Here is a 25,347-nt window from a genome sequence, read left to right on the forward strand (position 1 = left end):
CGACCGCACCAGGCACGGCCGCGTCCATCGCCACCGCCGCGCACCATCCGATGGCTGATGTCTGTTGGGTTCATCGCAGTAGCTCCTGGGCGGCGCGGAGGTCGTCGACGAACTGGGCGAAGTCGCGGCGGAATTCCTGGGACCGTACGACGGCTGACGGATGGACCGTCGCCACTGCGGCTCGGCCGTCGGGAAGTTGTACGGGCGAGCCTCGGCGTTCGGTGACTTTGAAGCCGGAGCCGAGCAGGGCGCGGGCGGCGACGGCGCCGAGGATCACGACGAGTTCCGGTTTCACGATCTCCAGTTCGCGGTCCAACCAGGGGCGGCAGGCAACGATCTGACCGGCCGACGGGGTCTTGTGGATCCGGCGTTTGCCCTGGCGTTCGAACCGGAAGTGCTTGACCGCGTTGGTCAGGAACACCTCGGACCGGTCGATCCCCGCCTCCACCAAGGCCTTGTCCAGCAGCCGGCCCGCAGGCCCGACGAAGACGTGCCCCTCCTTGTCCTCCACGTCGCCGGGTTGTTCCCCGATCAGCATCATCCGGGCGCGGACCCGTCCTTCGCCCGGCACGACCTGTTCGGCGTCCTCGTACAGGTCGCAGCCGCGGCAGTCCGGGAGCGTCGCCGTGACCTTCCGCATCCCGCCGTCGTGCGGAACCCACTGCTCGGCACCGGTGAAGTCGTTCACGTCAGCCTCCCGTGGCCGAGTGCGGTGCGTGGACCGGCTTCGACTGGGCCGAGCGGCGCTGGCGCAGGTAGATGGACCCACCGACGATCGCCGCCACGGCGAGGAACTCGCTCTGCCAGTTCTGGAACGACTCGTACCAGAACTGTGACGTCCCCAGATACTGCCACGTCGTCACCGCCGTACCGCCGTGCTGCTCCTGTTCCTGACTGTACGACGCCGCACCGGTGACCGCGTGCAGCCAGAACGACAGCAGGAACACCAGCCCGAAGGCGATCGCCAAGGAGTTCTCGTAGAGCTTCAGCACCACCGGCGAACCGTGCCGTACCGGCCAAGGTGCCTCACGATCGGTGCGGTGATCCCGTGGGTCCTCGTCCTGCGGCGTGGGCTCGCCGATCGGGCGGGACTCAGCGGAGCCCTTCTGCACCAGGTAGGCGGTCAGCAGGACGTACATGCCCATCTGCAGGAATTCGGACTCCCAGTTCTCGAAAACCGCCTCGCCGAACGACGACGAACCGACGTACTGGGCGAGGGTCTGGGTCGGCTGCCCGTGGTCGGTGAGCTCAGCGTTGTCCTGCGCGTGACCGGTGAGAACGAGACCGATCAGGAACACGAGGAACAGCACCAGATTGACCGTCAACAGTGCCCGCAGCCGAAACCATCGCATGACCGGCCGGTACCCGGCCGCGGGCGAACGTAGACAGCGCGACTCAGGTGCTGGTGGGCGCCAGCGCCTCCCGTACGACGACCAGCCCGAACAGCACGAGGGTCAACGCGTGGACGACGGTGCACCACAGGCAGATCGCGTCGATCTGGAAGAGCTCGGCCCAGACGAGGTAGAAGACGAACAGCACCCCGACCACGACCGCGGCGAGGCGCACCCGGCCGGGCCACGGCGAGGCGGCGCGCCACATCTGCGGTAGGCACAGGACAGTCATCGCGACGAAGAAGCCGAGTCCCAGGAGGGCGACCGGGATGCCGAAGACGGCCGAGTACTCGCTCGACGTGACCTTCAGGCAGTTGACCACGCCGGTGTCCGGGCAGGCGAGAGTCGACCCGGCGGTGAAGTGCTCATAGGTCAGGTACGCCGCGACCGCGACGCCTGCGATCGACAGTCCCAAGGTGGTCCAGGGCAACCATCCCAGCGGTGCGACCTGCTCGGATCGTTGCTCTGTCCCCGCGGTCTTGCTCACGTCTCAGCTCTTCCCGAGCTTGCCGGCGGCCGCGGTGACGGCGGCGCTCGAGCACACGTTCGAGGGCTGGTTGCCGGTGACCTGGCAGAGCGCGGCGGTGTACAGGTTGGAGGAGCCGACGATCGCCTTCGCGATCGGGCTGGACGGATCCTTCAGCGCGGTCGCGACCTCGGCCTGCGTCTTGCCGGCCAGGATCTCCGGACTGTACGACGCGCCCGAGGCGACGAACTTCCCGCCGAGGTCGACGAACGGGATCGAGCCGCCCTCCTTCACGTACGGCGGTGCGTTGTAGGTGTCGAACGTCTTCTGGTCCTCGGCCGTCGGCGTGTCCAGCGGGGCGTACTGCCCGTTGACCTGCTGGTTCGTGGTCGTCTCGACGCCGGTGAAGGTCAGGTACTGACTCGTGTACTTCGCTCCGTGGAACGACAGGGTCGGGGTGTTCGGGAAGACGTCACTGGCCGACGAGTGCGTCGTACCGAGGTTGCTGAAGCTCCCGAACCGCGAGAGCGCGACCGTGACGGGCCAGCGCTCGGCGGCGCAGAACGGGCAGTACTCGGCGCCGATGTAGAGCACCTTCGGCTTCCCGCCCGCGGTCAGCGCCGGGGCCGTGATCGCCGACGGACCGCCCTGCACGGCGTCGGTGCCGACCTCGGTGAACGTCGAGTCCGGGATGGACGTCAGCGCGCTGACGACCTGCGAATCGGCGGCACCGGACGGCCCGGTCGCGGTGTTGTCCTTCCCACCGCCGGCCAGCCGGATGATCACCAGGCCGGCGACCACGATGACCACAACCGCCACCGCACCGGACGCGAGCAGCAACCGCCGGCGCCGCTCGGCCCTCGCCTGTGCAGCCTGTTGCGCTGCGATCCTGTCCCGAGCCCGAGCCTTCTGCTCGACACGCCTTGCCATGACTCTCCTCGTCTGACCACCGGTAAACGCCCATTCACTCAACTGCCGATGACCCCCGGAAGTTCCGCGCCGTCCACCAGTTGAACGCGGCGGCTGTCAGGGCTTGGGTCCTATCATCGGTAGATGGAGTGGATAGTCGCCTTGATCGCCAGCGGCGGGCTAGCCGGTGCGCTGGCGTACTTTCGCGCGCGGCGGGTGGCGCGGGCCGGGCGGGCACTCGAGGTGGAGCGGGTACGGCAACTCGCCGAGGACGACGTTACCCACTTCGGGGAGCAGTTGACACGGTTCGGGACGACGCTCGACGGGACCAAGCTGGACGTCGCGACGCACCACGACTACCAGACCGCGCTCGACGCGTACGAGAAGGCCAAGACCGCGGCGCCGCGGATCGCTGCTCCGGAAGGGATCAGCGCGATCGTCGATACCTTGACCGACGGGCGGTACGCGCTGGCGTGTGTGCAGGCCAGGCTCGCCGGGCAGCCGGTCCCTGAGCGGAGGGTCCCGTGTTTCTTCGATCCGCGGCACGGACCGTCGACCGGAGACGTCCTGTGGACGCCGCCGGGGCGTGGCACGCGGAAGGTGCCGGCCTGCGCGCAGGACGCGGCGCGGATCGCGGCCGGCGCGGAGCCGGAGGTCTACTACATCAAGTACGGCGAACTGAACGTCCCGTACTGGGAAGCCGGGGCGCCGGGGGAGTCGTACAAACTCGGCTTCTTCGGCGCAACCGGCGTACGGGCGATGTCGATCGGGCTGCGGATGCAGACCAAGGGCATCGACGTCGGCCGGGGGCGGCGCGACCCGACCATCGTGCGCCGGAGCGACGCCGACTGACGACACACTGTCAGGAGCTCAGACGGTCGTGCAGGAGGTTCAGCTGCGCCGGGTTGGCGGTGAACACCACCGCCTGCTGGTCGGCGTCATGAGCCTCGGACGGGCGTCCCGCCGCGCGAAGCAGTTCCGCGCGGGTGGCGTGGAACAGGGCGTACTTGCCGAGTGCGCCCTCCAGTTCGTCGAGCTCCGCCAACGCCGGCTCCACGCCCTCGACGTACCGCAGGGCGACTGAGCGATGCAGACGGGTGACGGCGTTCGGCTGCAGGCGAAGCAGCATGTTGTAGAGAACGAGGATCTGCTCCCAGTCCGTCTCGGTCCACGTGGCCGCCTCACAGTGGCAGGCGGCGATGGCCGCCTGGAGTTGATACGGCCCGGGGGAGTGGTGCCGGCGCGCGGTCCGCATCAGCAGGGCGGTCGCGTCGGCGATCGCGGCATGGTCCCACCGCGACCGATCCTGGTCTTGCAGTAGGACGATCTGACCGTCAGCCGTGAAACGAGCGGCGACCCGAGCGCGGTGGAGCCGGATCAGCACGAGCAGGCCAGTCACCTCGGGCTCGTTCGGCAGGAGACCGGCCAGTAGCGCGGTCAGCCACTCCGCGTCGTCGACGAGGTCACGCGAATGCGCCTGCTCGGCGGTGCTGGACAGATACCCCTCGTTGAAGAGCAGATAGATGACGGTCAGTACTTCGCTCAGCCGTTCGCCGAGCTCGTCGTCGCGGGGAATGCGGTACGGGATCCCGGCATCCGCGATCTTCCGCTTCGCCCGGGTGATCCGCTGCGCCACGGTGGTTTCCGGTACGACGAACGCCGCGGCGATCTGCGCCGTCGTCAGACCGCACACGACCCGGAGAGTGAGCGCGATCTGAGCCTCCCTGGCCAGTGCAGGGTGACAGCACGTGAAGATGAGCCGCAGCCGGTCATCCGGCTCAGGCCGCACCGGCCACTGCAGCTGCGCCAGCTTGGTCCGGTAGTTCTCCTGCCGCCGCAGTACGTCGAGACCGCGCCGCCGGGCAACGGTGAACAGCCACCCGTCGGGCCGGTCCGGGATGCCCTCCTCGGGCCACCGCCGCAACGCGCTCTCGACGGCATCCTGGACGAGATCCTCGGCGGCGGAGAAATCGCCCAGCAGCGACATCAGCGACGCCGCGAGCCGGCCCGCGTGCTCACGCACCACCCGGGCCAGCTCATCAGCGGACGCGAGGTCGGTCATGACTCCACGGGGCGGATCTCGATCACCGGGCAGGCCGGCCAGGTCTTCACCATCCGCAGCGCCTCGTCCAGGTCCGCGACGTCGATCTCGATCACACCCGAGATCACCTCCTTGCCCTCGATGAACGGCCCGTCGGTCGTCACCGGCTCCGGCCCGTCCAGCCGGACCGTGGTCGCCGTCGCCGCACCCTGCAGCTTGCCGGTCCGGGCACTGATCCGGTCCGCGTTGTCGATGAACCACTGGTTCACCCGCCCGTACGCCGCCTCCAGTTCGGCCGGGCTCATCGCCTCGACCTCCTTGGTGAACTCCGGGGTGTCGACGAACATGAGCACGTACTTCACTGCACCACCTCCTGGGATCAGTCTGGCCGGTCGCGGGTCAGCTCGCCGGGAGGTCGGCGTACAGGTCGATGCCGTTCCCGGACGGGTCGGTGACCGTGGCGTACCGCATGCCCCACGGTGCGTCGTACGGCTCCTGCAGCCCGGTGACTCCGTCGGCGGTCAACTCGGCGTACGCCGCATCGACCTCGGCCGCCGTCTCGAACCCGAACGCGAGGAACATCCGCCCCTGGCTCGGCGGTGTCCAGCGCGCGGTGATCTTGGCGCGCATCTCGTCGGTGTCGAGCATCAGGTGTACGCCGTTGGGCAGGTCGCAGCCGGCGTGGTCGTCGGGCATGTACTGGTCCCGGACGAAGTCGAGCCCGAGCCGCTTGTAGAACTCGATGGCCGCGCCCAGATCGGACACCGCGATGTCCAGGATGTTCACGGTCGGTTGCATGGTCGTCTCCCTGGTTGTGAGTGGGTTTCACTCAGGAGACGATCGGCACCGGCCGGAATCCGACACCCGCGGATCGGTCAGGTGCGGCGGAAGACCAGGAGTTCGGTGCGGCCGCCGCTGAGTGGGACGAAGCGGCTGCCGATCAGCGTGAGGTCGCGCTGGGCCAGGAAGCCGGCGAGCCAGGCTCGCGGGGCGACCGAGTAGATGGTCATCCGGTCCGGCTCGGTCAGCCAGACCTTGGTGGTCGAATCGTCCAGACAGTCGTCGGTGACCATGTCGAACGCGACCGTGCCGCCGGAGCGGACCACCCGGGCCATCTCGTCGACGTAGCCGAGTGCGGTCGCGAACGGGATGTAGCTGAGCAGTTTGTGCGTGTGCACGAGGTCGACCGAGGCCGAAGGCGTCGACCCCAGGGTTTTGCCGTCCGCCGGGCGGAAGACGAGATCAGGCAGTTCGCGGCGAAGGTAGGCGATCCAGTCCGGTGCGGTCTCGTACACCTCGTACGAGGTCGGCCGGAGGGCCGCCAGGATCCTGGTCGAGTAGCGGCCCGAGCCGGGCCCGATCTCGCAGACGCGCTCCGCGGTCGTGAGACCACTGAGCTCGAGCATGGCCTCGACCGTCTCCGCTGTGGCGCCGGGCTCGGCGCTGTAGCTGTCGAGGAAGTCGCCGACCGACTGGCCGGCCCGGTCGGCCTGTTTGACGATGCGCTTGGCCGGCAGGAACGCACTGATCGCCGGATCGGCGCTGTGGCCGCGGACGAGTTGGAAGCCTGCGGGCCGAAGAGCCTTGTTGACCGCGGCATTGACGGTGTGACGGACAGACATGTAGTTCCCCCATGACGAGTAGCGAAGCCACCCCCGGCCCATCATGCCTACGACCCGACCAGGAACCAAGGAAAGTAGGCAACTATCACTGCCTGCGCTGCGACTGTCGCCCTGTGCCTCTGATTCCCTTGTTTTCAAGGGAATCGGACGCTTGCTGGGTAATCCTGGCGTCGCAGACGGTCGTGGATCGTGCGGCGACACGCCGTTGGCGACGACGCCGGAGGGTGACTGGTTCCTAGCATCGGAAGAGCCCGTGCCGTCGAGGCGAGGAGCTCTGTGGTGATCGATGAACCTGCCCTTGCCGGACGCAGCGGCGTCGCGCGGTTGCTGACCGAACTCGCGTACGACGTCTTCGACGAACCGGTGCCCATCACGACGGCACCGTTGCGGCTCACCTACACGCTGGAGTCGGTTGCCTCCAGCACCGACCAGGCCGAGTTCGTCCGGAGCAGGTTGTGGCCGTGCCCACCGAAGCTGGTCACGAGTGCCTCACACCGGGTGACCTGGGTCGACAGCGAGAGCGTGACGAACGTCGCCCACTGTGGATCACTCGGTCCGGCAGTCCCGATCGTTGCCCGGGAAGCAACGCTGGCGTTGTGGGCGAGGTTGCGGGCGGACACTCGGCTGGCGGAGCGTGCCGAAGCTGTCGACTCTGCGCAGGCGGACCTGCTGGCTGCCGTCACCACGGACAAGGTGCCGGCCGAGATCCTGCGGACCGGAGTCGACGCCGCCGCGCGGGTCCTCACCCAGCACGCCTATCTTGCGGGTACGACGCCGTACGACGAGCCGGCCGGGTTCGCGGAGGCGCTGCGGGACAGCGGGGTCTTCAGCACCGTGGCCGGGACCTGGCACTGGGGTCTCCAGGCGTCAACGTATCGGCGCGGTCTGATCCCGGTGCAGTTGGTCTGCTTCGGTGGCCGCATGACCTACTCGGCCGACACGGTCGCGGCGCTGCGGGAGATGAAGGAAACGCGCATCGAGGCAGCCCGCGCCTCCGACGACAGCGATCCGAGCGCGGCGCAGTACGTGACACTCGGATCCGGTGAGCAACCGCGATGCCTCGCGCACGCCCCACATGCCGTCGACGGTCGGCGGGTCAGTCTGGTGACCCAGGTCGCCAACTCCTTCGTCGACGCGTTCACACGGCTGCTGAAGGTCGTGACGGTCGACGTCGAGGAGTCGGAGGAGACTGGCAGCGTGGACGGCCACGGCGAGGTGTTCGAGGTGCCGGACATGACGTGTCAGCACTGCGTCCGGACCATCACCACGGCGGTCGGCGAGTTCGGGGTCCCGCCGCCGGAGTTCGACCTGGAGACCAAGCGGGTGGTGGCGAGCTTCGGCTCGGCCGAGGTCCGGGCGCAGAGCTTCGCCGCGATCCGGGCCCGCGGCTACACCGTCGTACCTGTGCCTCGGTAGCCAGCCGCCGTCGTTCAGGTCGTCCAGGGGCGGAGCTTTTCCGGGTTGCGGACCGCCCAGATGTGCTTGATGCGGTCGTCGGCGATGTCGAACGCGATGACGGTCTCGGTGACGCCCTCGCGCTGGACCACCAGCCCCGGCTGACCGTTGACGGTGCGCTCCAGCACGACGAGCCCGTACCCACGGTCGACCAGATCGGCGAAGTACTGCGCGACCTGCGTGCCGCCGTGAACGGGGTGCGGAGCGGCCGTGACCACGCCGCCGCCATCGCCGATCGCGACCACGTCGGGGTCGAGCAGCGTGATCAGCGTCTGGATGTCCTTGGCCGCCCAGGCTGCCTTGAAGTCGCGGACGATCTCGGCCTGTTGCTGGGTGGGTGCCGTCGGGCTCTGCGCCGTACTGATCCGCCTGCGTGCCGATGAGGCCAGCTGCCGGCAGGCCGCCGGCGTGCGCCCGACGATCTCGGCCACCTCGGGGAACGGATAGCGGAAGACGTCGTGGAGGATGAACGCGACCCGCTCGGCCGGGGTCATCGCGTCCAGCACGACCAGGAACGCCATGTTCACGGACTCGTCCAGTGTGACCCGATCGGCCGGGTCGCCGCCCGGCTGGTCGCCGAGCCACTCGGCCTGGTCGGGCACGGGCTCCGGGACCCACTCCCCGACGTACCGCTCGCGCCGGGCGCGGGCCGATCGGAGCAGGTCGAGGCAGATGCGGCTGGCGACCTTGGTCAGCCAGGCCGCCGGGTTGTCGATCGCCTCCTGCTCCTCGCGGGACATCGCGTACCACCGGGCATAGGTGTCCTGGACGACGTCCTCGGCGTCGGCCAGTGAGCCCAGCAGCCGGTAGGCGAGGTTGATCAGCTGCCGCCGCTCGCTCATGATCGCGCTGAGGCTCGGATCCGACCCGGTCATGATGCTCCCTTCGACGTCTGCTGCCTTCAGAGTGTCCGACGAGGCAGGTCACCGAAGTGTGAGCTCACAGTTCGCCGGGCTGTCTCGTCGTACCGATCATGACCACACAGAACGCGGTAGACGAAGTAGACATCCGGCAACGGATCGACACGTTGGTCGCGTCGGTCCAGGCAGGTGACCTCGACGGACTCAGGACGATGTTCGCTCCGAATCTCGTCTCGTTCGACATCGAACCTCCGCTGCGGCACCTGGGCGCCGAGAAGAAGTGGCAGAACTGGGTGAACGTCTTCGCGGCGTACCAGGAGCCACCCAGCTACGAGGTGCGGGACCTGACCGTGCTGGTCAGCGGCGATCTGGCCGTCGTGTACAGCCTGAACCACATCAGCGGCACGTTGCGCAGCGGCGCTCCGACCGACTACTGGGTTCGCTGGACGGCCTGTTTCCGCAAGCTCGACGGCGCCTGGCTGATCGTGCACGACCAGGTGTCGGTGCCGGTCGACTTCCCGACCGGCAAAGCCCTGCTGGACCTCGAACCCTGAAATCACCCTCGACCCTGAATCACTGGAAGGACCCCGTTTCTGATGGAACCCGTGAAGGCCGCGATCATCTACTACAGCGCCACCGGCACCGTGCACACGCTCGCCCAGGCCGCGTTCGAAGGCGCGGAGAAGGCCGGCGCCGTGATCCGGTTCCGCAAGGTCAGAGAGAGCGCGCCGCCCGAGGCGGTCAACTCCAGACCGGAGTGGCGTGAGCACCTGGACGCCACCGCCGACGTACCCGAGGCCGTGCTGGACGACATCGCCTGGGCCGACGTGGTGCTGTTCGGCACGCCGACCCGCTTCGGTACGCCGTCCGCGCAGCTCAAGGCGTTCATCGACAGCACCGGTCCACTGTGGGCCGCCAATCAGCTGGCCGACAAGGTGTACTCCGCGTTCACCGCGAGCGGTACCAAGCACGGTGGACAGGAGTCGACGATCCTCTCGCTGTCGAACGTCTTCTACCACTGGGGCGGGATCATCGTGCCGCCCGGCTACACCGACGAGATCCAGTACAAGACCGGCAACCCCTACGGCACGTCGCACGTGACCGGGGACGGACCGGTCGACGACGTCCACCTCGAGGCGGCGCGGTACCAGGCGCGCCGCGCCGTCGAGACGGCGGCGGCACTGAAGGCCGGTCGCGCGGCCTGATCCGGTCAGAGCGCGACCTGGGTCCCGGCGGTGCCCGCGATCACGGCGGCGGCGTCGTCGAGTGACCCGATGGCCGCCCGGCCCTTCGTCCCCTCCGCGAAGCGCCGGGCGGCCGCGACCTTGGGGCCCATCGATCCCGCGGAGAACGTGAAGGCCGCGAGGTCCGCGGTGCTGACGTCGCGCAACGGTCGTTGAGCCGGTGTGCCGTAGTCGAGGTACACGGCGTCCACGTCGGTGAGCATCACGAACAGGTCCGCGCGCAACTCGGTCGCGATGAGGGCCGCGGTGAGGTCCTTGTCGACGACAGCCTCGACTCCGCGAAGACGGCCGCCGTCCTCGACCACCGGTACGCCACCACCGCCTCCGAGGATCACGGTGACACCGCTGCGCAGCAGGAGTTCGGCGGCGTCGAGTTCCACCACTCGTCGCGGCACCGGCGACGGGACCACGCGGCGCCACTGCGCGCCGTCCGGCCGGACCGACCATCCGTTGGCCAGGGCAAGCTTGCGCGCGTCGTCCTCGTCGTAGCCGCTGCCGACGTACTTGGTCGGGGTGCCGAAGGCCGAATCGTCCACGTCGACGACGGTCTGGGTGACGAGCGTGACGGCTGGGCGGGTGAGGCCGGCGTTGCTCAGCGCTTGCTGGATCCAGTACCCGATCACGCCCTGTGTCTCGGCGACGAGATCGCTGAGTGGGTACGGCCTCGACAGTCCGGTGTCCGCCGTACTCTCCAACGCCAGCAGGCCGACCTGCGGGCCGTTGCCATGGACAATGAGCACGTCGTGTTCGGCCGCGATCGCAGCCAGCGACGGAGCTGTGGCGGCCAGCCGGGCGATCTGGATGTCCGCATCGGGCCGTTCGCCGCGCCGCAGCAACGCATTCCCCCCGAGCGCGATCACGATCCGCATGTCTCAGCGTCCCACGCGGGCCCGGAGATCGTCGTACGCCGGGATCCTGCGGGCCGTGTGGCGGGGGATTTGGGACCTTTGGCCCTGATCCGCACAGTGGCCGAGGGCTGGAATAGAGGGGCGAGGGAGGCCGGCGAATGTGGTGCCCGGCCGATCCAGAACAGCCACCGCGGGCACTGCATCGCGAGTCCCGGCCTCCCTCCATTCGCACCAGACCGGAGCAGGAGTCAGAGAGGGAGGCTCCTGATCCGCCGGGGTAGGAGCCGATAGGTGGGGACGGCTTCTCTCCCGGGGGGCGAAAAGGGAATCGCTCGATGGGACGACTGGATTTCGGGGGAGTCGTCAGGGGTCGATTCCCGAATCGCTGGGGCTGCGTGGAGGAGCGTGTCCCCAGCACCGGGTGTCGTGCGGCCTGACCTCATCGGCCGCACGGCCCCGCCCGATCGAACTCAGCCAAGAGGGGCGCGGAGTTCGAGGATGGTGCCGTGCGGCTGTCTCCTCTCGAGCCGTACGGCACCACCCAGGGCCTCGGCTCGTTCGCGCAGATTGCGCAGTCCGCTCTGCTGCTTCCCGGGCGTGAACCCGACACCGTCGTCGCTGACCCGCGTCACGACCTCGCCCTCGGCCACCGTCACCTCGACCGACACGGCCGACGCCTGCGCATGCCGGACGACGTTCGACAACGACTCGCGGATGGCGGCCAGGATCTGTGGGCGGGCGGCCGCCGGTACGGCGAGGTCGAGTGGTCCGGAACACGTCAGCACCGGCCGGAAGCCGAGCGGACCGGCGTACTCCGCGACAAGCGTTTGAACGTCGGCCCGCAGCGACCGCCGGCGCGGCTGGTGATGAAGCTCGAAGATCGCGGCCCGCAGGTCCCGGATGGTCGCATCGATGTCCTCGACCGCTCGCGTGATCCGTTCCTGTCCCTCGGGCAGCACCATCGACTGCATGCCCTGCAACTGCAGGCCGGTGGCAAACAAGCGTTGGATGACCAGATCGTGCAGGTCCCGGGCGATCCGGTCACGGTCCGACAGGACCGCGATCATCGACTGGTCGCGCTGAGCCTGCGCCCGGTCGAGGGCGATGGTGGCCTGACTGGCGAACATCCGGACCAGGTCGATCCCTTCGCTCACCTCGAGTACGGCGCCCCGCTCGGCGGCCACGAGCACCAGTCCACCGGTCACATGCGTTCCGGCCGGCAGCGGTGCCACGACGGTCCGTCCCAGTGATCGGACCTCGGGGATCTCGTCGATCCGCCCGCTCTTCTTCGCGAATTCGGCGATGTCGTCGATCTGCACCTGGCGATCGCCGCGCATCACGTCGTAGAGGATCGGGAGGACGACCGGCCGGCCGACGTACTGATGGAATTCGTCCGGACCGTCGACCGCCTCGATGATCAGTTCGTCATCGCCGGACAGCATCACCACGCCGAGCCGGGAGCCGGAGACCTCGCGGGCCCGGCGGGCGATGAGCTGGAGCGCCTCCTGCGGCTCGAAGGCGCCGAGCATCAGTTGGGTGATCTCGGCCGTCACCTCGTACCAGCGCCGGCGCCGCTCGGTGTCGGCGTGCCACCAGGCGTTGTCGATCACCACGCCGGCAGCGAGGGCGCTCGTCGTCACGACCCGCTCGACGTCCGGGCCGAACGCGGTCCCGCCGCTCAAGGACAGGTTGCCCACGACTCCGTCGCGGCCGTGGATGGGTACGTCGACAGTCCGCGATGCCGGCCCGGCGTCCCCGTGGACGCTGCGGTGGACGATCCCGGTCCCGTCCGGGCCGAACACGCTCAGGACGCCGTGGCCGGCCCCGGCCAGCGCGCACGCCGCAGCGAGGATCCGGTCCAGTGCACCGTCGTCCCAGGCACTACTCGGTTTCCGACCCACGGCCACCACGGTAAGGGCGGGACACCGCTCAGACGAGGAGCCGGTGACCGCTCAGCGATTCCACGTCGAGCCGGATGAGCTGCCGGCCGGGCTCGGACGGCGCCAGGACGAGTGCCTCCTCCGGAGGTACGACGGACAGGTGGCCGACCGCTGTCACGGTCCATCCCTCGGTGTGGCCGGCATCCAGGTCGTCCGCTTCGAAGGCCACCACGTCGCCTCGCAACGCGGCCCGGATGCCTTCCTCCGAGTCGTCCGCGGCGAAGACGATGGAGTCCTCATCGACCCGGAAGCGCACCACCCGCACCGCCGGCAGACCGCCGCGCGTGAAGACGACCCGGCCGACCGGCACCGTCCCGAGCAGGCGCAGGCACTCGCGGTCCTCGAGGAGATCGAGTCCGGCCCGGCCGAACCGCCGTACGGTTTGCATCACGGCCTCCCAGGGTGGTGCGGGTCTACTCTGAGCGAGACGGTCGGGCCTGGGGGGAGCGAGGTGCGATGGCGATCAAGGTGTTCCTGCTCGACGACCACGAGGTGGTCCGGCTGGGTCTGCGCCAGTTGCTGGAGAACGAGCCGGATGTCGAGGTGGTCGGGGAGGCGGCGACGGCGGCCCAGGCGACCGCGCGGATCCCGGCGCTGCAGCCGGACGTCGCCGTACTGGACGTGCGGCTCGCCGACGGCGACGGGATCACCGTGTGCCGCGAGATCCGTTCGTCGATGGCGGAACCACCGGCCTGCCTGATGCTGACGTCGTTCTCCGACGACGAGGCCCTGTTCACCGCGATCATGGCCGGTGCGGCCGGCTACCTGCTCAAACAGGTGAGTGGCACGGACCTGGTCGGAGCGGTACGACGCCTGGCCGCGGGGGAGTCGCTGCTCGATCCCGCGATGACCAAGGCCGTGCTGGAACGGCTGCGGAACCCGGAGCACGAGCAGGACGACCCGCGGTACCAGTCGCTGACCGAGCAGGAGCGGCGCATCCTCGACGAGATCGCGGAAGGCAAGACCAACCGGCAGATCGCGCAGAGCATGCTCCTGGCCGAGAAGACCGTGAAGAACTACGTGTCCGGGCTGCTCCGCAAGCTCGGCATGGATCGACGGATCGAGGCCGCCGTGTACGCCGTCGAACGCGCCAAGCGCCGGCCGAAAACCTGACCACCCGGCGACTCCTGTCACCGCCCCAGGGCCGCGGTCAGTTGTCATCGGACTCCCCCTCCCAGCAGTGCTCCTATGGAAGCCGCCGCTGTACTCCGCGCGGCAGGGTCGGAAGGCCCGGGACTTCGGGACCGACGGTCCGGATTCGGGTAGCGGTGGCCCGGCGAAGGCACCATTCTTTGCGCATGGGTGACGAGGGTGGGCGGCTGGACTTCCTGGACTGGTTGCGGGTGCTGGCCGTGTTCGGGGTGTTCGTGTTCCACACGCTGCGGCCGTTCGACGACGCCGACTGGCATGTGAAGAACGCCGAGACGAGCGAGGGGATCTCGATCGCGATCGCGTTCCTCGGGCTGTGGGGGCTGGCGTTCTTCTTCATGCTGTCCGGCGCGGGTGCGTGGCTGGCCCTGCGGTGGCGGACCGCGGGCGGCTTCCTGCGTGAGCGAGTACTGCGGCTGCTGGTGCCGTTCGTGGTCGCGTATGTGCTGTTGTCGCCGCCGCAGTACTTCATCGAGGAGCACCACAAGGGCCGGTCCGACGCGTCGTTCTTCGGGGATGTGAGGACCTTCTTCAGTGACCTGAGTGGACACGCGCCGCTGTGGCTGCGGGACACCTATCACCTATGGTTCCTGATCTATCTGCTGCAGTTCGCGCTGCTCGGTCTGCCGGTGTTCCTCTGGTTGCGCGGCGCGCAGGGCCGGCGGATGGTCGACTGGATCGCGCGGCGGTGCGAGCGGCGCGGACGGATCCTGCTGCTGGCCGCTCCGCTGGTGCCGGTGCATCTTGTGCTGCTCGCCGCGCCTGGGCCGGAGCACGGCTGGGGCGAGTTCGTGTTCTTCTTCGACTTCTTCGTGGTCGGGTGCCTGGTGATGTCGGACGACCGGCTGATGGCCGCCGTACGACGAGACGCTGTGCCCGCGCTGGTGCTCGGACTCGGAGCGTTCCTGCTCGGGATGGCGACCGGGATCATCGACTTCCTCGACGGCTGGTGGGAGGACCCGAGTTATTCGTGGGTGTACCTCTGGTACTCGACGCTGATCACCTTCGCGGTGTGGGGCTGGCTCTCGGCGGTGCTCGCCTTCGGCATGCGGGCGCCCGCGTTCCAGCGGCCGCTGCCGACACCGGTCGCACGGGCAGCGATGCCGTTCTTCATCGTCCACCAGCCGATCATTCTCGCGGTCGCATACTACGTCGTCGGCTGGGACGCGAACCTGTGGATGAAGTACGCCGTACTGCTGCCTACTGCGTTTGTGCTGTCCGCCGCACTCGCGTGGATGCTGTCGATCCTGCCTGGAGTCTCGGTCCTGTTCGGGGTGAAGCGTCAAGCCCATGTGAGCATCGACTCGACCCAGCGAAGAAAGACACCCTGAGGGAGCAGTCAGGCGGTGGTTTACCGTGACTACCTGACAGCAGCTGTGCGTTGCTGGAGGTGCTTGGACCGGAGGTGGACCGATGAGGCTGGAGGTCCTGCACGTCCCGGACTGCCCGAATCTGCTGCCACTGCTCGAGCGCCTCGCGCAGGTCACCGACCTTCCGGTCAGCACCCGGATGATCGAGTCGCCCGCGGACGCGGAACGCTTCGGCATGGCAGGCTCACCGACGCTGCTCATCGACGGCCAGAACCCGTTCGCGGCAGGAGCAACACCGAGCCTGGCCTGCCGTCTCTCCGTCCCGTCGACCAAGCAGTTGCGCGAGGCAATCAACTCGTCCGGCTCGCCGGCGACCGAGATCCTCAGCACCTGGCGGCGGCGCGCCGTACCTCTGGATGCCGTCACGCGAACCGCACACCGCGAGGTTCTTCGCGCCTTCGCGACCACCGGCGCTCCGCCCCTCGGTGATGCGACGAAGGCCCTCGAGGAATTGCATGAGCTCGACGCGATCCGCCTGACCCCGGAGGGGGAGATCACCGTCGCGTACCCGTTCTCGGCCACCCCGACGAGGCATCGCGTCCGGATCGCCGACCAGGTCGACGTGTACGCGATGTGCGCGGTCGACGCGCTCGGCATCGCGCCGATGCTGGGCCAGGACACCGTGATCCACTCCACCGACCCCACCGACGGGAGTGTCATCACGGTCGTCCGCCGGGCGGATTCCACCCACTGGGATCCCGCTGGCGCAGTCGTCTTCGTCGGCGCCGATCCCGGCGGTGGCCCGTCCGCCGACTGCTGCTGCGACTACCTCAACTTCTTCGCGACCCGCGCCGCGGCCGAGGCCTGGACGACCGCGCATCCGCGGGTTCCCGGGCAGATCATCAACCAGCGGGAAGCCGAGGACCTCGCCGTCCGTCTGTTCGGTCAGCTACTGGTCGAGTGACGGTCACACGCTGCGCAGGACCGAGACCACGATGCCGAGGACGACCGCGTTGTCGCCGTCGATGACCTCGTACGCCGGGTTGCGCGGCTCGAGGTAGACGTGGCCGTTGCGGCGGCGGTAGACCTTCACGGTCGCCTCCTCGTCGATCATCGCGGCGACGATCTGTCCCGAGTGCGCCTCGGACTGCTGCCGGACGACCACGATGTCGCCGTCGCAGATCGCGGCGTCGATCATCGACTCGCCGCGGACCCGCAGCCCGAACACGTTCCCGCGGCCGGTGAGTCCGCGCGGCAACTGCAGTACGTCGTCCACGTGCTCCACCGCGGCGATCGGCGTACCGGCGGCGATGTCACCGACCACCGGCACGGGCACCGAGTCCTCGCCGGACTGCCGCGCCGGCGAGTCCTGCAGGAACATCCGTACGTCGATCGGCCGGGAGACCGACGGGCTGCGGCGCAGGAACCCCTTGTCCTCGAGAGCGCCCAGGTGCTTCGACACCGAGGACGTGGAGCGCAGGCCGACCGCGTCACCGATCTGGCGGGTGCTGGGGGAGTACCCGTGCCGCATCACCCAGTCCCGGATCACCACCAGGATCCGCTGTTGCCGCTCCGGTAGCGCCGCCGTGTCCAGGTCCCCGAACAGATCAAGATCAGTCACCACGAGATCTTAGAGCGCGGCACTGTTCCGGCCCGCATCCGACCCGCCGCACCGAATTGGCAACATCCGCCGACCGGCTCCGACGTCCGGTCCGAGAGCGCGCATCGGGCGCGCTCAAGGAGGTCGTCATGAACGCGACAGGTCGAGCGCGCTGGTCGGTGACCGCGGTGTTCTTCGTGAACGGGTGCCTGGTGTCGAGCTATCTGGCCCGGATCCCGTCGATCAAGGTCGAGCACCAGCTCAGCGAGAGCCAGTTGGGCATCATCCTGACGCTCTTCGGTGCGGCCGCGCTGGTCTCGATGCAGTTCGTGGGGAGCCTGGTCGCGCGCTCCGGTAGCCGCCGGCTGATCCAGGTCGGCCTGGCCGCGCTCCCCATCCTCCTGTCAGGCGTCGGTCTGGCCCGCAACCCCGTGCAGCTCGGCATCGCCGTACTGCTCATGGGGCTCGTGCACGGCGCGGTGGACGTCTCGATGAACGCTCATGCGGTTGCGGTCGAGCGCCTTCGCGAGAAGCCGATCCTGAACGGCTGTCACGCCGCGTGGAGCGTGAGCGCCGTACTCGCGTCCCTGGTCAGCGCCGCGGTCACCCGCGCCGGTGTCGGCATCGGTGCACAGTTTGTCGTGGTCGCCGCCGTACTGCTGGTCGCCGGTCAACTGGCGACCCGCAATCTCCTTCCGCCCGAGGCAGACCGATCGGGTACGGCGAACGGCGAGCAGCGAACCGGCTGGAAGTCGGGATGGACCCGCCCGGTGCTGATCTTCGGCGCGATGGGCTTCGTGGTGATGATCGGCGAGGCAGCCGTGATCAGTTGGAGTGGAGTGCTGCTGCACGAATCACGCGGTGCCGACCTGGCCACCGCCGGCCTCGCTTTCACGGCGTACACGGCCTGCCAGACCGCGGGCCGCCTGATCGGTGACCGTCTGACCGAGCGGTACGGCGCCACGGCCGTGTTCCGGGTTGCCGCATCGGTGGCCGTGATCGGATTGGCCGTAGTGGTCGCCGTACCGCTGTGGTGGATGTCGATCGCCGGATTCGGACTGGTCGGTCTCGGTGGATCGGTCCTGCTACCGCTGATCTTCAGCGCTGTCGGTCGCGAGGGCGGGACTGCCGCTGCGACCGCGGTATCGCGGCTGACCACGTTCACGTACGCGGGAGTCCTCATCGGGCCGGCGGTCGTGGGCTGGATCGCGGCTGCCGCCGGCCTGATCTGGACCTTCACGGGCCTGCTGCCGTTGCTGGCCGGCGTCGCTGTGAACAGCCGTCTGCTGACGCGCAGGTCACCGGTTGGGCACCTTTCGGCGACGCATAGCTAGTCGCGTGCCTAGGATCGGGCGGGTGACGATACCCCCGCCCGATCCTGTCCTGGACGCGTTTCGCCTGACCGGAGTTCCTGTGCTCCTTCCCGGTGGTCAGGGCGGGACCTGGCAGGTCGGGGAGGTGGTGCTGAAGCCGGCGGGATTCGTCCCGGAGGCCGAGTGGCGAGCGGGTGTGCTCTCGGCGCTCCCCGCGTCGCCGGCCTTCCGGGTCGCGCGCCCCGTGCGCGCTCAGGACGGTCAGTGGACATCCCATGGCTGGGAGGCGGCCGAACTGCTGGACGGACAGACGGACGTGAGCCGGCAGGACGACGTGCTCACCGCGGGGGTCGCCTTTCACGAGGCGGTCGCGGACTTGCCTCGCCCGGACTTTCTGGACCGCCGCGACGATCCCTGGGCGTACGGCGATCGCGTGGCCTGGGAGGAACAGCCGCTCGACGGCAGTCCGGCGTACCGGGAGGTGGTGCAGAAGCTTGTCGAGGCCCGGCGGCCGGTGGAGCTCAGGGCGCAGGTGGTGCACGGCGATCTGCCGGGCAACGTGATGTTCGCCGACGGGCTGCCGCCCGCGATCATCGACTGGCCGGTGTACTGGCGACCGCCGTCGTGGGCATCGGCGGTCGCGGTCGCCGACGCCCTCTGCTGGTACGGCGCGACGCCGGAGCTGGCTGCCCGCTGGGCGCATCTGCCGGAGTGGGGCCAGATGCTGGTCCGTGCCCTCATCTACCGCCTCACCACGGACGACGCTGCCGGCGGCCCTGAGGCGTGGACCGCGAACCGGCTCGAGAGCTACCGGCCCGCCATCGAGGTGGCTCTCTCCTTCACCTGATCGACGGTCCGGGTCGCGGCGATCAGGACGGTGCCCAGGGCAACGAGACCCAGGACCGCGCCGATCCAGGCGACGGAGGGGTAGCCGGCGTTGGCGTCGATGGCCAGACCGCCGAGCCATGGTCCGATGGTGATGCCGACATTGAAGGCCGAGATGTTGAACGCGGCCGCCAGGGTCGGCGCGGACCCGGCCAGGCCGAAGACCCGGGTGTTGATCGCGGGGTTGTTCGCGAAACCGAAGGCCCCGACGAGCACGATCGCCACGACCGCGAGCCACGGCGTACCGGTGCCGAGGGCAAGGACGATGGATGCCGCGATGCCGCCACCTATGCCGACGTGCAAGGTCGTAAAAGGCCGGGCATCCGCGGTCCGGCCGCCGATGGTGATGCCGGCCAGCGCGCCAACGCCGTACAACGCCAGCACGACCGGGACCCAGCCTTCGGTGAGGCCGGTGGACTCGGTGAGCAGGGGAGCGAGGTAGCTGAAGATCACCAGGTACGCCGCCGTGGACATCGCCGTCGTGCCATAGGCGAGCCATAGCTTGGGGTTGATCATCGCGCGCAGTTCGGCGCGAAGATCAGGCATAGTGCCGGAGCGCCCGCCCGGCACGGTCGCGACGACGCCGATCATGGCCAGCGCGGACAGTACGGCGACGGTCCAGAACGCGCCTCGCCAGCCGAGGTGCTGGCCGATGACGGTCCCTGCGGGGAGGCCGACGATGGTGGCGATCGTGAGCCCGCCGGCGACGATGCTCATTGCCTTGCCGCGCGCCTCCGGCCCGGCCAGGCCGATGGCTGTCACGGCGGCCACGGCCCAGAAACCGGCGTACACGAAGGCGCCGACGATGCGTGTGGCGACGAGCATGCCGTAGCCCGGCGCGAGTGCTCCGACCACGTGAGTGAGCGCGAAGACGGCCAGGAAGGCAAGCAGCGCAGTACGCCGTGTCCAGCGCAGGGTGACGACGGCCAGGATCGGTGCGCCGACCAGCATGCCGACAGCGAAGGCCGAGATCAGCAGGCCGGCAGCCGGGATGGACACGTTCAGGTCGCCGGCGATCTCAGGCAGGAGACCGGCGAGCATGAGTTCGGATGTGCCCTGGGCGAAGATCGCCAGACCGAGCACATAGACCGCGAGCGGCATGGGTTCCTCTCGTATTGGATCAAGCAGTTCAAAACGCGGGCAGCGGTGACCGCGGGCGGGGGTTGTTCAGAAGGCGCGGAGTGCGGCCGCGACCACGGCTTCCTGGGCGCTGCGTGTGGCGCCACCGCGGGCGGCGACTCGCAGCCCACTCAGGACGACGAACACGTACTCCGCGAGACCGGCAGCATCCTGGCCGGCGATCTCGCCCGCCGCCTGCGCGGTACGGATCGCCGTGGTCAGCGCGGCCAGCCGGGCGGCGTGGTCGCGCTCGAGTGCGGCGGCGATCTCGGGATCGTTGGGCGCAAGGTCGACCAGTGTGTTCACGACCAGGCAACCGGCGGGATCGGTGGGATCCGGCTCGACCGCGTCCCAGAGAATGCGGCGAACGCGCTCTCTGATCGGCAGGCCGCTCTCGATCACCTCGAGCTGGCCGCCGGTCCGCACCTCCATGTAGTGCCGCAGCGCCCGGTCGAAGAGATCGCGCTTGCTGCGGAAGGTGTTGTAGATGCTGCTCCGGCCGAGCCCGGTCGCCTCACACAGGTCCTGGGTCGAGGTTCCGTCGTACCCGAAGGTCCAGAACACCTTCATCGCGGCATCGACAGCGCGCTCCTCGTCGAACGTCCTCGGCCTGGCCATGGCGTCGACGATAGCACGTTATAGACCGACCGATCCAAAACCAGCTGTCTCGGCCCTGACCTACACGTACCGCGTGGTGTGGCTGGCCGACGCGGGCCGGATCTATCGGCATTGGCGATCGGTTTGATCGAGAAGAATCGCTTTTCGGGATGGATGACCCCGACTTACGGTCGGGGACATGACTACCTCGGAGAAGCTGTACCCGGTGAACGGTGTCGAGCTGTGTGCGGAGACCTTCGGTGATCCGGCCGACCCGGCGGTGTTGCTGATCCATGGGGGATCGGCGTCCATGCTCTGGTGGGAGAGCGAACTGTGCGGGAAGCTCGCCGACCGTGGGCGGTATGTGATCCGCTACGACCAGCGGGACACCGGCCTGTCGACGTCGTACCCGGTTGGCCGGCCCGGGTACTCGATGCGCGACCTCGCCGCCGACGCGGTCGGGCTGCTGGACGCCTTGGCCATCGATCAGGCGCACGTGGTCGGGCAGTCGATGTCCGGCGGCACGGCGCTGGTGATCGGCGTCGACCATCCGTCGAGGGTGGCCTCGCTGACGTTCGTGTCCACGTCCGCAGGAGCCGACGACCTGCCGCCCCCGTCCGAGTCGATGCCGCACCTCGATCCACCCGACTTCACAGACCCGGCCTCGGTCGAGGAGTACGTCGTACGGTCGATGGAGGCGGAGTACCTCGAGCACTTCGACGAGGCGGCGGCCCGGGACCTGGTACGGCGGGACATGGCGCGGGCCCGGGACTTCGAGGCTTCGCTGACCAACCACTACGCGATGTCGTTCGACGGTCCGGTGAATGGCGGGTTCGGTGACCTGACGATGCCGGTGCTCGTGGTGCACGGCGGGCTGGATCCCGTGTTCCCCCTGGCCCACGGCCAAGCCATCCGGGACGCCGTCCCCAACGGCCGACTGGTGGTTCTGCCGGACGTTGGCCACGGAGTGCCGGCGCCGCGGTGGGACGACTTCGTCGACGCGGTCGCCGCTCACACCGCGAGCCGATGATGCGCTTCGCGTTGTGGGTTCCGCTCTTCGACGAACTCGCCGACCCACGGGTGGTGGCGCGTCTCGCGGCCGAGGCGGAGGAGGCCGGCTGGGACGGGATGTTCGTCTGGGACCAGCTGTGGTGGCGGGCGCCGGTGTCGTCGGTGGCGGATCCGTGGATCACGATGGCCGCGATGGCTGCTGTCACCGAACGGCTGCGGCTCGGGCCGATGGTGACACCGGTCGCGCGCCGGCGACCGGTGAAACTGTTGCGGGAGGCAACCACGCTCGACGTACTGTCGGGTGGGCGGCTCACGCTCGGCGTCGGACTCGGCAGCGACCGGTTCGCGGGGGAGTTCTCCCGGTCGGGTGACGAGGTCGACGACCGGATCCGCGCCGAGCGGCTGGACGAGGCCCTGGAGATCCTGACCGCCGGCTGGACCGGTGACCCGGTGTCACATCACGGCACGCACTACACCGTCGACTCGGTCACCTTCCTGCCGCGCCCGATCGCCGGCCGCGTTCCCCTCTGGGTCGGCGGTTTCCCCGGCAAACTAAAACCTCTCCGTCGGGCCGCGCGCTACGACGGCTACTTCCCGGTCAACCTGACCTCCCCGGTCCAGCTCGCCGAGTCCGTCGCTCTCCTCGAGTCCATCCGCGGCGACCTCACGGACTACGACATCGTCATCTCCCTGCCTCCCGCGACCGACCCTGCGCCGTACGCCGCTGCCACCTGGTGCCTCACCGACTTCGACCCGTCAACCCTGCGGTTACCCGACGTACGCGCCGTCTTGAACGCGGGCCCGCCGCGCTGAGGTTGTGCCTGCCTCTGTTGCCCCAGGCCCAGGCGGGTGTGTAATCGAAGAACGCTGGGTGGCGTGGTGGGCGTCACGGGAGGTCGAATGGCGAGCGTCAGCGAACAAACCGGGATCACTGAACGTACTGGCCCGTCGGTGGCAGTGGCACCGGCGCGGCGGCCCTTGGGGAAGGTGATCGGTCGGCTGCTGTCGACGACCGACCACAAAGTGATCGGTCAGTTGTATCTGGTCACCTCGTTCGCGTTCTTCCTGATCGCCGGGGTGATGGCGCTGGTCATCCGCGCCGAGCTGGCCGAACCCGGTCTGCAGATCGTGAACGAAGAGGTCTACAACCAGCTCTTCACCATGCACGGCACGATCATGCTGCTGCTGTTCGCGACACCACTCTTCGTGGGGTTCGCCAACGTGATCATGCCGGTGCAGATCGGTGCTCCCGACGTCGCGTTCCCGCGGCTGAACATGTTCAGCTACTGGCTGTTCCTGTTCGGCGGTCTGATCACCCTGGGTGCGTTCGCTACTCCTGGCGGCGCGGCCGACTTCGGCTGGACGGCGTACGCGCCGTTGTCCAACGGGGTCCGCTCGCCGGGCGTCGGCGGCGACCTGTGGATCATGGGCCTGTGGATGGCCGGTCTGGGCACGATCCTCGGTGGCGTCAACTTCGTCACCACGATCATCACCATGCGCGCTCCCGGCATGACGATGTTCCGGATGCCGATCTTCTGCTGGAACATCCTGGTCACGTCGATCCTCGTGCTGATCGCGTTCCCGATCCTGGCCGCCGCGTTGCTGATGCTGGAGGCTGATCGAACACTCGGAGCCCATGTGTACGACGCCGGCAACGGCGGTGCGCTGCTGTGGCAGCACCTGTTCTGGTTCTTCGGGCATCCAGAGGTGTACATCATCGCGTTGCCGTTCTTCGGCATCATCACCGAGATCCTGCCGGTGTTCAGCCGCAAGCCGGTCTTCGGCTACATCGGCCTGGTCGCGGCGACGATGGCGATCGGCGCGCTGTCGATCGCGGTGTGGGCCCACCACATGTTCGTGACCGGCGGCGTGAATCTGCCGTTCTTCTCGTTCATGACGTTCCTGATCGCGGTCCCGACCGGGGTGAAGTTCTTCAACTGGATTGGCACGATCTGGGGTGGGTCGGTGTCGTTCGACACGCCGATGCTGTGGAGCGTCGGCTTCCTGGTGACGTTCCTGTTCGGCGGTCTGACCGGGATCATCCTGGCCTCGCCGCCGCTGGACTATCAGCTCAACGACAGCTATTTCGTGGTGGCGCACTTCCACTACGTGGTGTTCGGGACCGTGGTGTTCGCGATGTTCGCCGGGTTCTACTACTGGTGGCCGAAGATGACCGGCCGGATGCTGAACGAACGGCTCGGGAAGCTGCACTTCTGGTTGCTGTTCATCGGCTTCCACACGACCTTCTTCGTGCAGCACTGGCTGGGCGTGGAGGGCATGCCGCGGCGCTACGCAACGTACGGCGCGAACGAGGGCTTCACCGTCCTGCAGCAGGTCTCCACCGTCGGCGCGTTCATCCTCGGGGTGTCGACGCTCCCGTTCCTCTACAACGTCTATCGCTCCCGCCGCACACCTCTGGTCGGTGTCGACGACCCGTGGGGTTGGGGTCGCTCGCTGGAGTGGGCCACGTCCTCGCCGCCGCCACGGCACAACTTCGAGCAGTTGCCACGCATCCGCTCGGACAGCCCCGCGTTCGACTTCCACCACCCGGAGTTCTCCCAGGGCGAGCCGCAGTCCAACCTGCTCACCACGCTCGGGACGCAGCCTGAGACCGGGCCTGAGACCGGGTCCGAGTCCGAATCCGAGTCCGGGCGCGAGCCCGACTGATCAGCCGGCCATCCGATCGAGCAGCTCGGTGAGGAGTTGCTCGGTCTGCTGGGGTGCGGGGTTGGTCGCGGCCAGCAGGTCCAGGGTCTGGGTGTAGGTCTCAACGTCGTCGCGTTTGTCCAGGTAGAGGGCGCTGGTGAGGTGCTCCAGGTAGACGATGTCGGGCAGGTCGTGCTGGGGAAAACGCAGCAGGGTGAACGCGCCACCGGTCGCGGCGTGGCCGGGACTGCGGAGCGGGACGATCTGGAGCGTGACGTTGGGCCGACGGGATGCCTCGCGGAGGGCGTCGAGCTGATCGCGGAGGACATCGAGGCCACCGATCGGGCGGAGCAGTACCGATTCCTCGATGACGGCCCAGAGTTTCAGCGGTGGCTCACGGTCCAGGACACGCTGGCGCCGGGTGCGAAGAGCGACGATCCGCTCGATCTCCTCGTCCGCCCGCGCGTTGCCGGGCGTCAGGCGAGCGACGGCGCGGGCGTAGTCGGCCGTCTGCAGCAACCCGGGAACGAACTGGATCTCATAGGTCCGGATCAGTTCCGCCGCTGCCTCGAGGCCGAGATACGCGTCGAACCAGTCCGGCGTGACATCGCCGTACCGGTGCCACCAGCCGCGGTTGTTCGCCTCCCGCGCCAGCTCCAGGAGCCGCTCCCGCTCGCGTGCCTCGGTGACGCCGTACAGGCTGAGCAGGTCCTCGACGTCGCGCTCCTTGAACCCGACGCGGCCGAGCTCGAGCCGGCTGATCTTCGACTCCGACGCCCGGATCGTCCAGCCGGCATCGGACCGGCTCACCCCGGCCCGCTCTCGCAGACGCCGCAGATGACTGCCCAGCATCATCCGTAACGCCGTCGGCCCAACAACACCTTGCCCCGCCATGGAACGAGTCTACAGCATTATCGAACATATGTTCCCATGGGATCCGA

28 protein-coding genes are annotated in these 25,347 nt (G+C 68.6%); 12 read left to right on the plus strand and 16 right to left on the minus strand.

Features of this window, described 5'->3' with window-relative positions:
- Positions 1–70 precede the first annotated feature (70 nt).
- From ACGFH6_RS26950 to ACGFH6_RS26965, 4 genes are read right to left on the minus strand one after another with little or no spacing between them, the layout of a single operon-like run.
- Entirely contained in the window at positions 71–688 is a 618-nt protein-coding gene (locus ACGFH6_RS26950) for a UdgX family uracil-DNA binding protein (RefSeq protein WP_393389238.1), read from the minus strand.
- A gap of 1 nt (position 689) precedes the next feature.
- Positions 690–1,352, minus strand: coding sequence for a DUF6766 family protein (locus ACGFH6_RS26955; protein ID WP_393389241.1), 663 nt, complete (start codon positions 1,350–1,352; stop codon positions 690–692).
- Between the two features lie 43 nt (positions 1,353–1,395).
- The gene (locus ACGFH6_RS26960) at positions 1,396–1,878 is read right to left on the minus strand and encodes a vitamin K epoxide reductase family protein (RefSeq protein WP_393389244.1); all 483 of its coding nucleotides are present in this window, start codon (positions 1,876–1,878) and stop codon (positions 1,396–1,398) included.
- Positions 1,879–1,881: 3 nt separating this feature from the next.
- The gene (locus ACGFH6_RS26965; protein ID WP_393389247.1) at positions 1,882–2,787 is read right to left on the minus strand and encodes a DUF929 family protein; all 906 of its coding nucleotides are present in this window, start codon (positions 2,785–2,787) and stop codon (positions 1,882–1,884) included.
- A gap of 123 nt (positions 2,788–2,910) precedes the next feature.
- Here ACGFH6_RS26965 and ACGFH6_RS26970 point away from each other — a divergent pair, with 123 nt between their 5' ends.
- Positions 2,911–3,618 (plus strand): hypothetical protein, encoded by a 708-nt coding sequence (locus tag ACGFH6_RS26970; protein ID WP_393389250.1) that lies wholly within the window; start codon positions 2,911–2,913, stop codon positions 3,616–3,618.
- Positions 3,619–3,628: 10 nt separating this feature from the next.
- Here the strand turns inward: ACGFH6_RS26970 and ACGFH6_RS26975 are convergent, their stop codons facing one another.
- The 4 genes from ACGFH6_RS26975 to ACGFH6_RS26990 form a co-directional block, all read right to left on the minus strand.
- A complete protein-coding gene (locus ACGFH6_RS26975) occupies positions 3,629–4,828 on the minus strand; it encodes an RNA polymerase sigma factor (protein WP_393389252.1) in 1,200 nt (399 codons plus the stop codon).
- Entirely contained in the window at positions 4,825–5,169 is a 345-nt protein-coding gene (locus ACGFH6_RS26980) for a YciI family protein (RefSeq protein ID WP_393389255.1), read from the minus strand. Before ACGFH6_RS26980 ends, ACGFH6_RS26975 begins: the two co-directional genes overlap by 4 nt.
- Before the next feature lie 37 nt (positions 5,170–5,206).
- Entirely contained in the window at positions 5,207–5,605 is a 399-nt protein-coding gene (locus tag ACGFH6_RS26985; RefSeq protein ID WP_393389257.1) for a VOC family protein, read from the minus strand.
- Positions 5,606–5,682: 77 nt separating this feature from the next.
- A complete protein-coding gene (locus ACGFH6_RS26990) occupies positions 5,683–6,429 on the minus strand; it encodes a class I SAM-dependent methyltransferase (RefSeq protein WP_393389260.1) in 747 nt (248 codons plus the stop codon).
- A gap of 279 nt (positions 6,430–6,708) precedes the next feature.
- Here ACGFH6_RS26990 and ACGFH6_RS26995 point away from each other — a divergent pair, with 279 nt between their 5' ends.
- Complete coding sequence (locus ACGFH6_RS26995) at positions 6,709–7,845, plus strand: heavy-metal-associated domain-containing protein (RefSeq protein WP_393389263.1); 1,137 nt, start codon at positions 6,709–6,711, stop codon at positions 7,843–7,845.
- 14 nt (positions 7,846–7,859) lie between these two features.
- On the opposite strand, the gene sigJ is transcribed toward ACGFH6_RS26995, so the two are convergent.
- Entirely contained in the window at positions 7,860–8,759 is a 900-nt protein-coding gene (gene sigJ, locus ACGFH6_RS27000; RefSeq protein WP_393389265.1) for an RNA polymerase sigma factor SigJ, read from the minus strand.
- Between the two features lie 98 nt (positions 8,760–8,857).
- Between sigJ and ACGFH6_RS27005 the strand changes: the two genes are divergently transcribed.
- Complete coding sequence (locus tag ACGFH6_RS27005; RefSeq protein ID WP_393389266.1) at positions 8,858–9,298, plus strand: YybH family protein; 441 nt, start codon at positions 8,858–8,860, stop codon at positions 9,296–9,298.
- A gap of 42 nt (positions 9,299–9,340) precedes the next feature.
- Complete coding sequence (wrbA, locus tag ACGFH6_RS27010) at positions 9,341–9,949, plus strand: NAD(P)H:quinone oxidoreductase (protein WP_393389268.1); 609 nt, start codon at positions 9,341–9,343, stop codon at positions 9,947–9,949.
- Between the two features lie 5 nt (positions 9,950–9,954).
- Here the strand turns inward: wrbA and ACGFH6_RS27015 are convergent, their stop codons facing one another.
- From ACGFH6_RS27015 to ACGFH6_RS27025, 3 genes are all read right to left on the minus strand, one after another.
- Positions 9,955–10,857, minus strand: coding sequence for a carbamate kinase (locus ACGFH6_RS27015; RefSeq protein ID WP_393389271.1), 903 nt, complete (start codon positions 10,855–10,857; stop codon positions 9,955–9,957).
- A 449-nt stretch (positions 10,858–11,306) separates the two neighbouring features.
- The gene (locus ACGFH6_RS27020; RefSeq protein WP_393389272.1) at positions 11,307–12,737 is read right to left on the minus strand and encodes a GAF domain-containing sensor histidine kinase; all 1,431 of its coding nucleotides are present in this window, start codon (positions 12,735–12,737) and stop codon (positions 11,307–11,309) included.
- 28 nt (positions 12,738–12,765) lie between these two features.
- On the minus strand, positions 12,766–13,164 hold the full coding sequence (locus ACGFH6_RS27025; protein WP_393389274.1) for a pyridoxamine 5'-phosphate oxidase family protein: 399 nt from the start codon (positions 13,162–13,164) through the stop codon (positions 12,766–12,768).
- 68 nt (positions 13,165–13,232) lie between these two features.
- Between ACGFH6_RS27025 and ACGFH6_RS27030 the strand changes: the two genes are divergently transcribed.
- The 3 genes from ACGFH6_RS27030 (at position 13,233) to ACGFH6_RS27040 (ending at position 16,199) form a co-directional block, all read left to right on the plus strand.
- Entirely contained in the window at positions 13,233–13,889 is a 657-nt protein-coding gene (locus ACGFH6_RS27030) for a response regulator (protein ID WP_393389276.1), read from the plus strand.
- Between the two features lie 185 nt (positions 13,890–14,074).
- Positions 14,075–15,256 (plus strand): acyltransferase family protein, encoded by a 1,182-nt coding sequence (locus ACGFH6_RS27035; RefSeq protein WP_393389279.1) that lies wholly within the window; start codon positions 14,075–14,077, stop codon positions 15,254–15,256.
- An 82-nt stretch (positions 15,257–15,338) separates the two neighbouring features.
- Positions 15,339–16,199: an alkylmercury lyase family protein gene (locus ACGFH6_RS27040; RefSeq protein WP_393389280.1), complete on the plus strand. Its 861-nt coding sequence runs from the start codon at positions 15,339–15,341 to the stop codon at positions 16,197–16,199.
- Between the two features lie 3 nt (positions 16,200–16,202).
- Here ACGFH6_RS27040 and lexA read toward each other — a convergent pair whose 3' ends face one another.
- Positions 16,203–16,856 (minus strand): transcriptional repressor LexA, encoded by a 654-nt coding sequence (lexA, locus tag ACGFH6_RS27045; RefSeq protein ID WP_393389283.1) that lies wholly within the window; start codon positions 16,854–16,856, stop codon positions 16,203–16,205.
- 128 nt (positions 16,857–16,984) lie between these two features.
- Between lexA and ACGFH6_RS27050 the strand changes: the two genes are divergently transcribed.
- Both ACGFH6_RS27050 and ACGFH6_RS27055 read left to right on the plus strand, forming a co-directional pair.
- Positions 16,985–18,169 carry an MFS transporter gene (locus ACGFH6_RS27050; RefSeq protein ID WP_393389286.1) on the plus strand — a complete coding sequence of 395 codons (1,185 nt, stop codon included), beginning with the start codon at positions 16,985–16,987 and terminating at the stop codon, positions 18,167–18,169.
- A 22-nt stretch (positions 18,170–18,191) separates the two neighbouring features.
- Positions 18,192–18,995 (plus strand): TIGR02569 family protein, encoded by an 804-nt coding sequence (locus ACGFH6_RS27055; RefSeq protein ID WP_393389287.1) that lies wholly within the window; start codon positions 18,192–18,194, stop codon positions 18,993–18,995.
- Here the strand turns inward: ACGFH6_RS27055 and ACGFH6_RS27060 are convergent.
- Both ACGFH6_RS27060 and ACGFH6_RS27065 read right to left on the minus strand, forming a co-directional pair.
- On the minus strand, positions 18,956–20,134 hold the full coding sequence (locus ACGFH6_RS27060; RefSeq protein WP_393389290.1) for a Cmx/CmrA family chloramphenicol efflux MFS transporter: 1,179 nt from the start codon (positions 20,132–20,134) through the stop codon (positions 18,956–18,958). The genes ACGFH6_RS27055 and ACGFH6_RS27060 overlap by 40 nt on opposite strands.
- 66 nt (positions 20,135–20,200) lie before the next feature.
- The gene (locus ACGFH6_RS27065) at positions 20,201–20,770 is read right to left on the minus strand and encodes a TetR/AcrR family transcriptional regulator (RefSeq protein WP_393389293.1); all 570 of its coding nucleotides are present in this window, start codon (positions 20,768–20,770) and stop codon (positions 20,201–20,203) included.
- Between the two features lie 178 nt (positions 20,771–20,948).
- On the opposite strand from ACGFH6_RS27065, the gene ACGFH6_RS27070 reads away from it, so the two are divergent.
- The 3 genes from ACGFH6_RS27070 to ctaD all read left to right on the plus strand — a co-directional run bounded on the left by ACGFH6_RS27070 (position 20,949) and on the right by ctaD (position 24,427).
- On the plus strand, positions 20,949–21,779 hold the full coding sequence (locus ACGFH6_RS27070; protein ID WP_393389295.1) for an alpha/beta fold hydrolase: 831 nt from the start codon (positions 20,949–20,951) through the stop codon (positions 21,777–21,779).
- A complete protein-coding gene (locus tag ACGFH6_RS27075; protein ID WP_393389298.1) occupies positions 21,776–22,573 on the plus strand; it encodes an LLM class flavin-dependent oxidoreductase in 798 nt (265 codons plus the stop codon). The genes ACGFH6_RS27070 and ACGFH6_RS27075 overlap by 4 nt, the downstream gene beginning before the upstream one ends.
- Before the next feature lie 87 nt (positions 22,574–22,660).
- Positions 22,661–24,427 carry a cytochrome c oxidase subunit I gene (ctaD, locus tag ACGFH6_RS27080; protein WP_393389300.1) on the plus strand — a complete coding sequence of 589 codons (1,767 nt, stop codon included), beginning with the start codon at positions 22,661–22,663 and terminating at the stop codon, positions 24,425–24,427.
- Here the strand turns inward: ctaD and ACGFH6_RS27085 are convergent, their stop codons facing one another.
- Positions 24,428–25,300 (minus strand): helix-turn-helix domain-containing protein, encoded by an 873-nt coding sequence (locus ACGFH6_RS27085; RefSeq protein WP_393389303.1) that lies wholly within the window; start codon positions 25,298–25,300, stop codon positions 24,428–24,430.
- Between the last annotated feature and the right edge of the window lie 47 nt (positions 25,301–25,347).

The sequence above is a fragment of the Kribbella sp. NPDC049227 genome (assembly GCF_043197265.1).
Classification (GTDB): domain Bacteria; phylum Actinomycetota; class Actinomycetes; order Propionibacteriales; family Kribbellaceae; genus Kribbella.

Coding starts and splice junctions, on each gene's coding strand:
- ACGFH6_RS26955 (WP_393389241.1), bottom strand. CDS start 1,352: ATGCGATGGTTTCGGCTGCGGGCACTGTTGACGGTCAATCTGGTGCTG.
- ACGFH6_RS26965 (WP_393389247.1), bottom strand. CDS start 2,787: ATGGCAAGGCGTGTCGAGCAGAAGGCTCGGGCTCGGGACAGGATCGCA.
- ACGFH6_RS26970 (WP_393389250.1), top strand. CDS start 2,911: ATGGAGTGGATAGTCGCCTTGATCGCCAGCGGCGGGCTAGCCGGTGCG.
- ACGFH6_RS26975 (WP_393389252.1), bottom strand. CDS start 4,828: ATGACCGACCTCGCGTCCGCTGATGAGCTGGCCCGGGTGGTGCGTGAG.
- ACGFH6_RS26985 (WP_393389257.1), bottom strand. CDS start 5,605: ATGCAACCGACCGTGAACATCCTGGACATCGCGGTGTCCGATCTGGGC.
- ACGFH6_RS26990 (WP_393389260.1), bottom strand. CDS start 6,429: ATGTCTGTCCGTCACACCGTCAATGCCGCGGTCAACAAGGCTCTTCGG.
- sigJ (WP_393389265.1), bottom strand. CDS start 8,759: ATGACCGGGTCGGATCCGAGCCTCAGCGCGATCATGAGCGAGCGGCGG.
- ACGFH6_RS27005 (WP_393389266.1), top strand. CDS start 8,858: ATGACCACACAGAACGCGGTAGACGAAGTAGACATCCGGCAACGGATC.
- wrbA (WP_393389268.1), top strand. CDS start 9,341: ATGGAACCCGTGAAGGCCGCGATCATCTACTACAGCGCCACCGGCACC.
- ACGFH6_RS27015 (WP_393389271.1), bottom strand. CDS start 10,857: ATGCGGATCGTGATCGCGCTCGGGGGGAATGCGTTGCTGCGGCGCGGC.
- ACGFH6_RS27025 (WP_393389274.1), bottom strand. CDS start 13,164: ATGCAAACCGTACGGCGGTTCGGCCGGGCCGGACTCGATCTCCTCGAG.
- ACGFH6_RS27030 (WP_393389276.1), top strand. CDS start 13,233: ATGGCGATCAAGGTGTTCCTGCTCGACGACCACGAGGTGGTCCGGCTG.
- ACGFH6_RS27035 (WP_393389279.1), top strand. CDS start 14,075: ATGGGTGACGAGGGTGGGCGGCTGGACTTCCTGGACTGGTTGCGGGTG.
- ACGFH6_RS27040 (WP_393389280.1), top strand. CDS start 15,339: ATGAGGCTGGAGGTCCTGCACGTCCCGGACTGCCCGAATCTGCTGCCA.
- ACGFH6_RS27050 (WP_393389286.1), top strand. CDS start 16,985: ATGAACGCGACAGGTCGAGCGCGCTGGTCGGTGACCGCGGTGTTCTTC.
- ACGFH6_RS27060 (WP_393389290.1), bottom strand. CDS start 20,134: ATGCCGCTCGCGGTCTATGTGCTCGGTCTGGCGATCTTCGCCCAGGGC.
- ACGFH6_RS27065 (WP_393389293.1), bottom strand. CDS start 20,770: ATGGCCAGGCCGAGGACGTTCGACGAGGAGCGCGCTGTCGATGCCGCG.
- ACGFH6_RS27070 (WP_393389295.1), top strand. CDS start 20,949: ATGACTACCTCGGAGAAGCTGTACCCGGTGAACGGTGTCGAGCTGTGT.
- ACGFH6_RS27075 (WP_393389298.1), top strand. CDS start 21,776: ATGATGCGCTTCGCGTTGTGGGTTCCGCTCTTCGACGAACTCGCCGAC.
- ctaD (WP_393389300.1), top strand. CDS start 22,661: ATGGCGAGCGTCAGCGAACAAACCGGGATCACTGAACGTACTGGCCCG.
- ACGFH6_RS27085 (WP_393389303.1), bottom strand. CDS start 25,300: ATGGCGGGGCAAGGTGTTGTTGGGCCGACGGCGTTACGGATGATGCTG.